Genomic DNA, 12,275 nt, shown 5'->3' on the forward strand with positions numbered 1-12,275 from the left:
AATGTTTAAAAAGTTAATTTTCGGTCTTATCCTTTTATCTTTTGGAACTCATATTGAGGCAAAGATGAGTCGTTTGAAAGACCTAGTTGATGTTAAGGGCGTTCGTAAAAACCCTATCGTTGGTTATGGTTTAGTTGTTGGACTAAATGGAACTGGTGATGGTGGTGGAGAAGTAACAAATACTTCACTTAAACGTATGTTTCAAAAGCTTGGACTTAATCCACAAAATGAAATTAGTTCAAAGAACGTTGCGGCCGTAATTGTGACAGCAGAACTTCCATCTTTTAGCCGAGTTGGGCAAAAAATGGATGTAAAAGTTTCATCGATTGGTGATGCTTCATCACTTGCTGGAGGTACTCTTCTTATCACTCCACTTAAAGGTGGTGACGGAAATGTATATGCCGTAGCAAATGGTTCAATTTCAATTGGTGGCCTAGAAAATGGTAAGAAATTTGCGACAACAGGACTTATCCCACAGGGAGCAATTGTTGAAAGAGAATTACAATTAGACTTTGATAAGAAAAAATCATTGAGACTAGCACTTAAGAGTCCTGACTTCACAACAGCTGCCAGAATTGAGAAAACAATCAATCAAGAGCTAGGTGGAAAGTATGCCATAGCAAAAGACTCAAACACTGTTGATATTATTGTACCAATACAGTACCAAAGAAAAATCGTCCAACTTTTAGCGATCATCGAAAATTTCAAAGTTCACACAGATCGCATTGCTAAAATTATCATCAATGAACGAACGGGTACTATTGTTGCTGGTGGAGACATTACAGTTAAAGCGGTAGCGATCTCACATGGTGGACTTAATATCCAAGTGAATGACAAGAAGAAAGATGGTGGCGAAGGAAATGTTCGCTTAGTTGACAAGACAACTACACTAAATGATCTGGTTAAAAGCCTTAATGCACTAGGTGCGACACCGGAAGATTTAATTTCGATTTTTCAAGCACTTAAGAGAAACGGTGCTTTAGTTGGAGAAATTGAGCTAATTTAACTTTCAATGTCAAATAGCATTTTTTACCATTTTTTAGAGCTAGGTATAAAAAAACTAAAAAAAATGTTAAAATATTAATGATAATGGGCTTTTCAAGGATTGAACGGCCAGAAACTCAGGATGAGTATTATGAATGAAATCAAAATTCATAGACCACAAATTCAAAACAGAAACGCACAAAATTCTGTTCGTCCTGCAAATTCTGACAAATATATTCCTGAAGAGATCAAAGGTGCAGCCCAAGGGCTAGAAGCACAATTTAACGAGTTAATGGTTAAAGAAATGACTAAGTCGCTAAACAGTGGCGTGCAAAGTACAGCTGGTAATTTCTATAACGGTCTTATGACAAGTGAGCGTGCTAAAGCACTTGTCAAAGAAGATAGCCAAATACAGAAGATGATTTTGAATGAGATTTATCCAAAGCATATGAGGAATGAACAAAATTATCAAAACTATTTGGACAATAAAAATAAATATGCACAGAACCAAATTCGAATTGAAGAAGGACCAACTCAACCTTCTCAATCAATAGCAATGAAGCAGGCAAAACAAATTGGAGTAAAGTATGAGTAGTGTAACAAATACGAGATCAAGTTTCTTTCCAAATGCTAAAACTACGGCCGATAGATCACAAGAGATCCAGAAGCAAGCTCCAATTAAGAGAAACACGATTGCTCAGAAAGCTTATATTGATAGTCAAACAAGAAATGATGCCAGAGTTTCAATACCAGAAGCAGTAAAAGATTTTGCACATATCAAAAAAGCAGTTGATGCTGCACCAGAAGTTGATAACTCTGCAAAGATTGCTGCACTTAAAGCACAAATCCAAGGTGGAACATACAAAATGGATTATGACAAAATGGCAGATAAAATTCTTGGGGAAGAGTTCGGAGTATAATGAAAACACAACTAGCAACATATTACTTTCAAATCACAGATATCTGGAAGTCACAGTGTGAGCTTCACTATAAGTTATTTGACTTAACTTGTGATGAGTACGCTCTCCTACTTGACAGTAAAATTGATGAGCTAGAAGAAAAGGTTTCTGAAAAGTCAGAAATCATTTCGAAAATAGAAGTAAATGAAAAAGCAAGAAACCAAATTCTTGCAAATATCCAAAAGGATTACAAAGAATTAAAGATTAATTCAATCAATGACCTTGTTGATTTTTTCTCTAAGTTTGAAGCAGAAAAAGAAGGAAAACACTTATTTAGATTTAATAGTCTTTTGGTAGATATTATTGAAAAGATTCAAACACAGAATAAGAAGAACCAACTATTTATTAACAAAGCGCTAAACTCTCTTCGTGAGATCAGAGAAAGTGCAATGGGTACTAAGACAGTATCTACATATAACGCCAAAGGTATCACTCAGCAACGATCGCTTGAGCGAAATCCTTAATTGGAGATTATTTGTCTACACGTCTGTTAAACATTGCGAATACAGGACTCAACGCCTCTAAGAAATCACTAGAGGTGACGTCACATAATATTTCCAATGCGAATACAGAAGGGTATTCTCGTCAGCGTGTTCACCAGCAATCAAATATGCCACTTATCAAAGATGGTTTAATAACTGGTAGTGGTACAAGAATTAAAAGTATCAATCGTGTTCACGATAAATTTGTAGAAAGAAAATTACGTGACAGTCAAAGTAGTGAATCCTACTACAATAATAGAGCAGAACAAATGAGTCGTGTTGAAGATATCTTTAATGAAATCGACAACGAAGGACTCAATCAAATTCTCAATAATTTCTTTAACTCGTTTCGTGATCTTGCAAATCAACCAGAGAACGAAACAGTACGTTCAGTTGTGCGTGATAAAGCACAATTAATTGTAAAAGACTTTAGAAGAATCGCAGAGACTCTAGACGAGATCTCAAAAAGCATTGATGACAAGATTATGATCTCTGTTAAAGATGCCAATCAGCATATCGACTCTATTGCGACTTTAAACAGAAAAATTCGCGAGCTTGAAGCAACTGGTGATGAAACCGGAGATCTTCGAGATCAACGAGATCTATCAGTAAAAGAATTATCAAAAATTATAAAAATTCACACATATCAAGATGAGCGTGGAAACTATAACGTTCAATCCCCTGGGGTTGGTACACTTGTTACAGCAGCTCAAGCACAAAAGCTTGGAACATATGTATTTGGAAAAGATGAATCGACGAATGGCCAAGATGGTTCAATGGAGATTTTCTGGGCAAGCCGCTCAGGTCAGCAAATTACAGAAAAATTCCAAGGTGGCTCACTAGGTGCTGTAATTAAAGTTAGAAATAACGACATTAAACAACTGAAAGAAAAATTAGACCAAACAGCATTTGAATTTATGAATTACGTAAACGCTATCCACAGAAGAGGATATGTTAACCGTGAGATTCAAACAGATGCTAACGGTAATCCTGTTGCAATGGATAATAAAGGCCCAACAACAGGAAATAACTTCTTCTCTACCCCAATGCAAGTAGAGGGAGCAGCACTTAATATTGACCTAAGTGATGCAATCAAATCAGATATTTCGAATATTGCTACTGCACTATCTCCAAATAGTCCCGGGGATAACCGAGTTGCTATTGCAATCTCTAAGCTACAGCATGAAAGGCTAATGTCAGGTGGTACAGCAACACTAGAAGAGGACTACCTTAAAACAGTAGGTAATGTTGGACTTGAAACAGGTAAGGCCAAGCTAGACGCTGAACAATCAGAAGGTCTTCTAGCACAAGCAAACTCAATTCGAGAAAGAATTAGTGGTGTTTCGATCGATGAGGAAGCGGCAAATATGATTAAGTACCAGCACGCATATGAAGCTGCTGCTAAAGTAATGAAAACTGCAAACGAGATGTTTGATACTGTCTTATCAATTAAGCAGTAAATAGGATTATTGAAAAATGACTAGAGTGTCAGAAAATTCAACGACTCTTTCAATTAGGCATACGCTTAACAAGCACAAGTCTAAGATGGAAGACCTGCAAATGAAGGGTACGACTCTTAAGAGTATGCGTAAACCTTCAGATAATCCTGCAGCAAATATTGAAGCACTACAGATCTCTAGTGTAACCAAAGATAATTCTCAATTTAAAAGAAATGCAGACTTCGCACTTCTTCAATTAAATATCACAGAAAAAGCTCTTGAAAATCTAACGGATATTATGGGTAAGGCCAAAGAGATTGCTATTGCGCAGTCTTCAGATATCTACAATGAAGATGTTAGAAATAACGTTGCAAACGAAGTACATCAACTAAAGAATCTGGCCCTTTCAATTGCAAATAAACGTGTTGGACAACGCTATATTTTCTCAGGTTTTAAAACGCTTGATACTCCGTTTAATGAAAATGGTGAGTACCAGGGTGACAATGGCCATATAACTCTTGAAGTTGGAAAAGACTTCTTTGTTCAGGTTAACCTGCACGGTAAAGAAGTATTCATGGCCGAATCTGAAACAGATTCACAAGTTAACCACCCCCTAGAAAAATTTCCAGAAATGGCGGATTCGCGAGAAAAAAGTAAAAATCGCGAGATTATGTCCGAAGAAAACAATCGAGAGATCGCATCAACTCAAATTGGGGAAGATGCCGGCAAGTATAAAGAGTCAGCTAACCTTTTTGGTCTTCTTGATTCACTTGCAATCTCTTTAGAAAATAATGACGCTGATCAAATTCAAAATCTTTTAGAAAAATTTGATACAGCAGTAACACGTCTCGTTACATTACGAACACGTGTAGGATCAGTCGCAAGTTCAGTTATGACAAATGTGAACACGATTGATGCAAATAATATCGACAATATGGAGAGAAAGAGCAAGCTCGTCGATGCAGATGTTACTGAATTATTCTCAGACATCACGCGTCAGCAAGAGATCTTGAAAACTGCGTACAAAACTTCTGAAGGCCTTTTAAACAAGAACCTATTGGACTTTCTACGCTAACACGCTGCTGCTACTTTTTTTTTATTTAGTTGATTTTTTACTTGATTTTTAAAGTTATGGATAATATATGAACCATTACCTGATGAATCAGGACGGTTCAAAATTGAGGATGTGAAATGCTGGTTTTAACAAGGAAGCTAGGGGAAAGTATAGCGATCGACGATCATATTAAGATTGTCGTTGTGCAAATTAAAGGCAAACAAGTTCGTCTTGGTATTAAGGCCCCAAAAGAAACAAAAATTCACCGCGAAGAAGTCTATAAAGCTATCCAGGAACAAAATTACGAAGCTTCCCAAGCTGGCCCAGAAAGTCTATCTGACTTAACGGATGCGTTGCGCAATAAGAAATAAATTCCGCTTGCTCTTTTGCCCCTACGGCTGTTAAAATCTGTTATCAAGTTCTTAAACTTGAATTCGGAGGAACGACAGTGAAAGTAAGCACAACACGATTTGGGGAATTAGAAGTTAACAATAAAGATATCATCAGGTTCGAAGAAGGTATTCTTGGTTTTGAGAACCTTAAGGACTTCTTTGTTGTTGATCCAGGTGATCAGACTCTAATCCTATGGCTACAATCAACAGATGACGGTGCAACAGCATTCCCAATCATTGAGCCAAAAATTTTTAAAGAAGATTATTCAATCAGCCTACTACCGGCTGAACTTAATAGCCTGAAACTAGAAAATCTTTCTAATGCAAGCGTTTATACAATCCTAACTATTCCAACGGATGTAACTCAAATGTCTGCAAACCTAAAGGCACCAATCATTATTAACAATGATTCACACAAAGCTCGTCAAATTGTTCTTCAAGACAATAAGCTAGAAGTAAAATTTGAAATGTATAATGCACTTAAAAAGTCGATCATGAATTTCCACTCTGATGATTCAGTTCGTACGAATGTAAGTGTTGTTACAGAGCCAACTGTTGTTGAGCAATCATCTTCAACAGAAACTTCAGTTGATCATTCAGCAGAAGCTTAATTCAATTTCCCAAAAGAAATCATATAAAAGAAAAGCACCAGTAATGGTGCTTTTTTATTTTCAAATTTTAGATATTTTTAAAGAGTTGTTTCAGTCGCATTCTTTGCAAAATTCAAATACATCTGAGCTTCACTATTAAGTGGATCAACAGAGATAACTTTTTCCCACTCGCTAGTCGCACTTAAGATATCACCTTTACCATAGTGTAGAACACCTAGAGCAATTCTTCCCGGGAGGTAATCGGGCCTTTCATTTTTTAAATTAGATAGTTCTTCAAAAGACTTATTCACAAAACCTTTCTTTGCATAAACCTTGGCCATCTTTACTCTTGCTTCTAGATTAGACGGATCAAGCTTTAAAACTTTTCCATATTCAAATAAGGCTTCATCATAACGATTATATGTTAGGTATAGATCAGCTAATTCATAGTGCTTGATCGCAAATTTTCTATCGATGTGATTATCATTAAGTTCAGCGCTCTTTGAGTTCACTTTAACTTTTTGAGACGCGATTTGAAAAATCTTACTCGCTTCTTCGTATTGACCAATATCATTATAAAGAACTGATAGACTAACTGCTGCATCCGTATGATCTGGTCTTACTTCTAATACTTTTTTAAATGCCTTAATTGCTTTTGAGATCTCTCCTGTTAAATGAAAGATATTAGCAATATTAAAAAGAGCATCAGCATCTTTAGCATCAATCTCTAAAAGCTCATTATAGATTGAGATCGCTTTATTATACTCACGATTTTCAAAAGCAACTTTGGCCTTCTTTGATAATTTTTCTTGTTCAAAAGATTTCATCATAGTCAAAGTCCCCTATTCCATACACTTTTTAACGTCTTTCTTTAAGTTAGAAAGATCTTTATCTTTGTATAAGTAGCGATAGTTTTTAAAAACCAATTCACATAATTCAGGTCTAGCACTTTTTAAACCAATGTGAACAAGGCGATCACTTGCTAACTTTTTAACAGTATCATCACTAAATTGAGCTAGAAGCTGTTCATAACGAAATGAAGCCGATTGCCAATCCTTTGTTCTAAAGTAGAAGTTAGCAATATATAACTCCTTATCTTTAATCATCTTATAGCACTCATCAATTTTCTCTCTGGCATCTTTTAGATATTCAGACTGAGGATATAGACTTCTAAGTTCATTGAAGTACTTGATGGCCTGCTTGGCAGGTGTTAGATCACGATCAAATGTCGAAGGCTTTTGCTTGTAGTAAGCTTCAGCGATCTTGAAAGTAACATAATCCATTTTAGGATGCTTTGGGTGAAAGTCCTTAAATAGTAAGTATGCAGCAGCGGCCTCTTCATAGTTTTCTTGCTTATAAAGAATATCGGCCTGCATAAGTTCAGCAGATGTTGCGTAGTAACTATATGGATATTGAGATTTAATTTTATTAAGTTTTTCAAGCGCCATAATATAGCGTTCAGATTTAACTAGTCTTTCAGCTTCTTTAAATAGTACCTCAGCTTCAGTACTTCCTTGCGGACGATTAACTGCGCATGACGTCATTAGTAGAATGAAAATGATAGATATAAGTTTGTGCACATTGCCCCCTATAGAGGCAATTCTAGCACTTTCTAGCAAGGCCCGTCAAAGCTAATAACGCTCTTCGTATACGTCCTTAAGCATCTGGTTTATAAGAAGTTTAGCGGCTGCTGCAAGTGGAATTGAAATGATCATTCCAGTGATTCCTAGAAGCTGTGATCCAAGGATAACACTCACCACAACAAGCACAGGGTGAAGGTCAACAATCTTAGAAACAAGCAGTGGAAAGACGATTGCGATATCAATTACGTTTGCAACTAAGTAGAGAATTAGGGCCCCACCAAAGTGAGTTCCCATACCATATTCTGCCGCAATAAAAATAAATGCAGGAATTGCACCAAATACTGGACCCAGGTAAGGAATAATATTTGTCACTGCTGCAAGGAGGCCAAAAAGAAGAGAGAATCTAATATCGAGAAAAAATAGTCCTGTAAAAATAATGATTCCTAAAATACTGGCCTCAATTACTTTCGCTAGAATATAGTCACCAATCTGGCGATTAAATTGAAATGAGAGATGGTAAAGTTTTTCAAAATACTTATTTGGAAGAAGTCTTGTGACACGCTCTCTGAAATTTCGCATATCTTTTAAAGTAAAGAATAAGAAAAGTGGCACAATAAAGAAAAGCTCAAGTGCAGAACCTAGATACTTTGGAACTAAAAGAACAAATGCACTAAATTCATCTTTAATAAAATTCATTGACTGTAGGAGGTAGCCACTACTTAAGTGGTAACCAGTACGTTCAGCTACAAAGGCCTGCAATTGTGCATATACAGACTTAAGAAAGCTTTCAACTTTTGGAATATAGACTTCGAGGTTATTAACTTCACTAACCATTAAAGGTGTTACCTTTACGATAGGATAGATCGTTAAAAAGAGTAGAAGTGTTACAACTAGTGCTGATGAAGCGGTACGGTTAATTCCAAACCTCTCAAAAAATAAGAGAAGTGGATTTAGAATAAGTGTTAGTACATAACAAATTAGTAACGGTGTTGCGACTCGTGGAAAAACGAAAAATAACAACATCGAAGAGACGATAAATAATCCGAAGATAATGGCCCTGAGGCGATCATTACTAGTCATTCTTAGCAATCTCTTCTTTTAAGTTAACAACTTCATCTTTCAAGTGAGAGTTTTCAACCTTAAGCTTTCTAATTTCACGAGCTAGAATATGAAGTTTCTTTACAACAAGTTCACTCATGGCCTGTAAAAATTTTGAAGAAAGGGCCGGCCTTTCTGAGATCATTAATTGTACATCTGGTTTGAAGATCCCAAGAAGCTCCAGTGGTTCAGCAGCAGTTGCTGTCACTGATCTCTTGTGACCGTCTTCTAAAAGACCAATTTCTCCCATGTAGTCCTTGCGATCAAGATTTGTTACATGAAATTTCTTTCCGTTTCTCTCCGTTGAAAGCTCAACTCGACCAGAAACAATAATATAGAAACCAATACCAAAATCACCTTCTTTAAAAATGACTTCACCTTTTTCATAGGTTCTTTTATGAAAGTATTTTGATAACTGAAAAAGCTCAAACTCCCCTAAGCTTCTTAGAATTACGGTATCCCTCAATAAGTACGGAATTGTTACCTTATTACTTTTAACGAGAGGATTGATAGACCACAAAAATTTTATCAAATTAATGTCAATGCGATCTTCTTTTGAATACTTTTCAGTCATACTTGGCCTTTAATAGAATTCAATATTTTCAGCTTTTACCCATCCCTTAGCTTCGCTAGGCCAATAGATAAAGAACCAATTATCGTTTTTCTTAGAAGTGATAACTCTTAGGCCTTCTTTAGCAATTTGATTGTGTTCGAAAATTGATGAAGGTCCTTCAAAGATATCAGCATTCTTCATAACAATGGCATTTTTGTAACTACCTTTCAAATAGACATTGCTAAAAATGAGCGGCGTCAAAGAGATCAGAAAGAAAGTGAAAATAATGGCCTTGTGCAGCTTTGTCTTCAAATTCAAAATTAATGTAATGATTAAAAGAATCAGTGAAAAGCTAGTAAAGTAAACAGCTGGAATATCCATTGCTTTAGCAACGAAGTTCACATCCTGACTCACAAGGTCATAGTGCGATTTAATATAGTTGATATTATTAGTAACAAGCTTGTCTTGTTGCCCTAACTGATAAGACTTCTCTAAGTTTAATCGGGCAGCACCAATGTCCTCTAACTTGAGATACGCAGTGCCCAAATTATAGAAATACTGCGCGTCGACGAACAAATCTTTATTCTTAATCAAGAGATTCTTATAGCCCTCATAATCTTTATTTTTATAAAGGTCTTCTAATTCTTTTAGTGGATTTCCTGTGTTAGTATCTGACATAAATTTATTATCTATTTGGCTTGTAGCGTTTGCAAGTGAGTGATAATTCTACCACATAAAAAGAGGTTGGATATGGAATACGGTGTAAGAAATAACGAAATAAATGATCAGTTTGATAAACTATTTTCTTCGATTCTTAAGGAGCAAAAGAATTTCATGGAAGTTCGTGGCCCTCTGGAAGAAAAGAAGCACTTAGTTGAAGACACTTTAAAGAAATATAACCAAGAAAGAGGAAAGGGAATTTACTTCAATTACGTTTCTTCAGGACGTGGTCATGGGCCTTTTACTGAACTTATTGATGGATCAGTGAAATACGATCTAATTGGTGGTATTGGACCTAACCTACTTGGTCACTCTCACCCTATATATATTAAGTCACACCTTGAAGCAGCTCTAGGTGATACGGTAATGTGTGGAAACCTACAACCGTACCCACAGGCCATTGAACTAACAAGTAATCTACTTAAGGCCGTTGAAACAAGTAACCTGAAGCACTTTTGGTTTACGGGATCAGGAAGTTTCGCAAATGACTTGGCACTTAAGCTTGTTTGGCAAAAGAAAGATCCTGCTTACCGTGTAATCGCTTTTCAAAAGGCTTTCGCAGGTCGCTCAGTAGCAACTCAAGACATTACACATAATGCAAACTACCGCCAAGGTATGCCAAAGTCTCTGGATGTTGATCACGTTCCGCACTTTGATCAAAACAACCCAGAAGAATCGTTAAAGAATACACTAGCAGCACTAGAAGAAGTAACTTCAAAGTACCCGAATCAACATTGCGCACTTATGCTTGAAATTATTCAAGGAGAAGGTGGCTTTATTTTTGGTCCAAAAGAGTACTATGAAGAAATCTTTAAGTGGGCAAAGAAGAAAGGTATCTATATTTGGGTTGATGAAGTTCAAACTTTTGGACGCACAAGAGAACTATTTGCATTCCAAACAATGGGTCTCGATAAGTACGTCGATATCGTTTCAGTTGGAAAGGCGCTACAAGTATGTGGTGTTCTATTTAGCGAAGAACTAAACCCTAAACCAGGACTTATTGCTGGAACATTCAATGGTTCAGTTTCTGCACTATCAACAGGTAGCAAGCTTGTTAAATACCTTACGGAAGGAAACTTCTATGGTGAAAATGGAAGAATTAAAGAGCTAGAAGATAAGTTTATTTCAAGGCTTACACATCTTATGAAGAATTCTTGCCAAGATAAGATTACTTATGTTGGAGGAGTCGGAACAATGATTGCATTTGAAGTTGGAGATTCTACAACTGAAACTGTATCGAGTTTTGTGAAGAGCCTATTCGACAATGGAATTATTGCCTTTATGGCGGGGAAAGAGCCGACGAGAGTTCGTCTCCTATTGCCTCTAGCAATGACTGATGAACATATTGATGACATTATCTCAATTATCGAAAAAACCGTACTTGAACAAATTAAATAGAATTAAATAGGAAGACTAGATGTTTAAGATAAGACCCGTAAGAGCAGATGACTTAGAAGACTTGTATGACCTTTCAGGTCTCTATACATTTATTAACCTTCCCCCAGACAAAGAGCTAATTAGCTCAAAAATAGAAAGCTCTCTAAGATCTTTCAAACAAAAAAGTGATAATCTTTCAAATGATCATTACATTTTTGTTCTGGAAGATCTTGAATCTTCTCGAGTCATTGGCTGCTCAATGATTCACGCTAGACATGGCGATGAAGAAGAACCTCACTTTTATTTAAAGGTAGGACAAGAAAATAAATTTTCAGAATCAATTAATACTGGCTTCATCCACGGCACGCTAAAGCTTGGCTATGATACAGACGGCCCAACCGAAATCGGTGGCCTTATCCTCGACCCTACATATCGAGGTAATCCATTTAAGCTTGGAAAAGTCTTATCATTTTCACGTTTTCTCTATATGGGACTAAATAGAGATCGATTTAAAGAAACAATTCACTCAGAGCTTATGCCTCCATTTGATGCCGACGGGAAATCCCCTCTTTGGGAAGCTATCGGTCGTCGATTCTTAAATATGGAATATCATGATGCCGATGTCCTGAGTCGTAAGAATAAGGAATTCATTCTTAGCCTCTTTCCTTCAGGAACAATTTACGAAACTCTACTTCCAATAGAAGCTAGAGATGCAGTTGGAAAAGTTGGTGCCGATACTGAACCTGTTAAGAGAATGCTTGAGTCTATTGGATTCAAATATACTCACGAAGTTGACCCTTTTGATGGTGGCCCTCACTATCGTTGTCAACTCGATGATATTAAGCCTGTTAAGACAATTCAACAAGCACAGATAAAGAAAGGTAAAACAAGTTCACCTAAATTCTATCTAGTCGTTACTGACAATGAAGAATTTGAAATTGTTTGTCTAAAAGGTAATTTAAACAATGATATACTAACTGTAGATGAGCCATCATCATTTGGATTAGATGATGGTGCAGTTAAAATAATAATGGCGATCTAAGG

General features: G+C 36.4%; 15 protein-coding genes. 10 read left to right on the plus strand and 5 right to left on the minus strand.

Features of this window, described 5'->3' with window-relative positions; translation table 11 throughout:
* The first annotated feature begins 1 nt into the window (after position 1).
* From ABMA72_RS08920 to fliW, 8 genes are all read left to right on the plus strand, one after another.
* Complete coding sequence (locus tag ABMA72_RS08920) at positions 2-1,006, plus strand: flagellar basal body P-ring protein FlgI (RefSeq protein ID WP_392861519.1); 1,005 nt, start codon at positions 2-4, stop codon at positions 1,004-1,006.
* Between the two features lie 129 nt (positions 1,007-1,135).
* Positions 1,136-1,579 carry a hypothetical protein gene (locus ABMA72_RS08925; RefSeq protein WP_392861517.1) on the plus strand — a complete coding sequence of 148 codons (444 nt, stop codon included), beginning with the start codon at positions 1,136-1,138 and terminating at the stop codon, positions 1,577-1,579.
* The gene (gene flgM / locus ABMA72_RS08930; protein ID WP_392861516.1) at positions 1,572-1,904 is read left to right on the plus strand and encodes a flagellar biosynthesis anti-sigma factor FlgM; all 333 of its coding nucleotides are present in this window, start codon (positions 1,572-1,574) and stop codon (positions 1,902-1,904) included. Before ABMA72_RS08925 ends, flgM begins: the two co-directional genes overlap by 8 nt.
* The gene (locus tag ABMA72_RS08935; RefSeq protein WP_392861515.1) at positions 1,904-2,407 is read left to right on the plus strand and encodes a flagellar protein FlgN; all 504 of its coding nucleotides are present in this window, start codon (positions 1,904-1,906) and stop codon (positions 2,405-2,407) included. Before flgM ends, ABMA72_RS08935 begins: the two co-directional genes overlap by 1 nt.
* Before the next feature lie 11 nt (positions 2,408-2,418).
* Complete coding sequence (gene flgK, locus ABMA72_RS08940; RefSeq protein ID WP_392861514.1) at positions 2,419-3,885, plus strand: flagellar hook-associated protein FlgK; 1,467 nt, start codon at positions 2,419-2,421, stop codon at positions 3,883-3,885.
* A gap of 16 nt (positions 3,886-3,901) precedes the next feature.
* Positions 3,902-4,939, plus strand: coding sequence for a flagellar hook-associated protein FlgL (gene flgL / locus ABMA72_RS08945; RefSeq protein WP_392861512.1), 1,038 nt, complete (start codon positions 3,902-3,904; stop codon positions 4,937-4,939).
* A 116-nt stretch (positions 4,940-5,055) separates the two neighbouring features.
* The gene (csrA, locus tag ABMA72_RS08950) at positions 5,056-5,289 is read left to right on the plus strand and encodes a carbon storage regulator CsrA (RefSeq protein ID WP_021267493.1); all 234 of its coding nucleotides are present in this window, start codon (positions 5,056-5,058) and stop codon (positions 5,287-5,289) included.
* Between the two features lie 77 nt (positions 5,290-5,366).
* Positions 5,367-5,921 (plus strand): flagellar assembly protein FliW, encoded by a 555-nt coding sequence (gene fliW / locus ABMA72_RS08955; protein ID WP_392861510.1) that lies wholly within the window; start codon positions 5,367-5,369, stop codon positions 5,919-5,921.
* A 77-nt stretch (positions 5,922-5,998) separates the two neighbouring features.
* Here the strand turns inward: fliW and ABMA72_RS08960 are convergent, their stop codons facing one another.
* From ABMA72_RS08960 to ABMA72_RS08980, 5 genes are read right to left on the minus strand one after another with little or no spacing between them, the layout of a single operon-like run.
* The gene (locus ABMA72_RS08960) at positions 5,999-6,730 is read right to left on the minus strand and encodes a lipopolysaccharide assembly protein LapB (RefSeq protein WP_103218681.1); all 732 of its coding nucleotides are present in this window, start codon (positions 6,728-6,730) and stop codon (positions 5,999-6,001) included.
* Between the two features lie 12 nt (positions 6,731-6,742).
* Positions 6,743-7,480 carry an outer membrane protein assembly factor BamD gene (gene bamD / locus ABMA72_RS08965; protein ID WP_392861508.1) on the minus strand — a complete coding sequence of 246 codons (738 nt, stop codon included), beginning with the start codon at positions 7,478-7,480 and terminating at the stop codon, positions 6,743-6,745.
* A gap of 51 nt (positions 7,481-7,531) precedes the next feature.
* Entirely contained in the window at positions 7,532-8,563 is a 1,032-nt protein-coding gene (locus ABMA72_RS08970) for an AI-2E family transporter (RefSeq protein WP_392861507.1), read from the minus strand.
* A complete protein-coding gene (locus ABMA72_RS08975) occupies positions 8,556-9,155 on the minus strand; it encodes a cyclic nucleotide-binding domain-containing protein (protein ID WP_392861505.1) in 600 nt (199 codons plus the stop codon). Before ABMA72_RS08975 ends, ABMA72_RS08970 begins: the two co-directional genes overlap by 8 nt.
* Before the next feature lie 9 nt (positions 9,156-9,164).
* Positions 9,165-9,812 carry a tetratricopeptide repeat protein gene (locus tag ABMA72_RS08980; RefSeq protein WP_392861504.1) on the minus strand — a complete coding sequence of 216 codons (648 nt, stop codon included), beginning with the start codon at positions 9,810-9,812 and terminating at the stop codon, positions 9,165-9,167.
* Between the two features lie 72 nt (positions 9,813-9,884).
* Between ABMA72_RS08980 and ABMA72_RS08985 the strand changes: the two genes are divergently transcribed.
* On the plus strand, positions 9,885-11,252 hold the full coding sequence (locus ABMA72_RS08985) for an aminotransferase class III-fold pyridoxal phosphate-dependent enzyme (protein ID WP_393056836.1): 1,368 nt from the start codon (positions 9,885-9,887) through the stop codon (positions 11,250-11,252).
* 19 nt (positions 11,253-11,271) lie between these two features.
* Positions 11,272-12,273 carry an arginine N-succinyltransferase gene (locus ABMA72_RS08990; protein ID WP_392861501.1) on the plus strand — a complete coding sequence of 334 codons (1,002 nt, stop codon included), beginning with the start codon at positions 11,272-11,274 and terminating at the stop codon, positions 12,271-12,273.
* The last annotated feature ends 2 nt before the right edge of the window (positions 12,274-12,275 follow it).

The organism is Halobacteriovorax sp. CON-3, from assembly GCF_043196995.1.
Lineage (GTDB): Bacteria > Bdellovibrionota > Bacteriovoracia > Bacteriovoracales > Bacteriovoracaceae > Halobacteriovorax_A.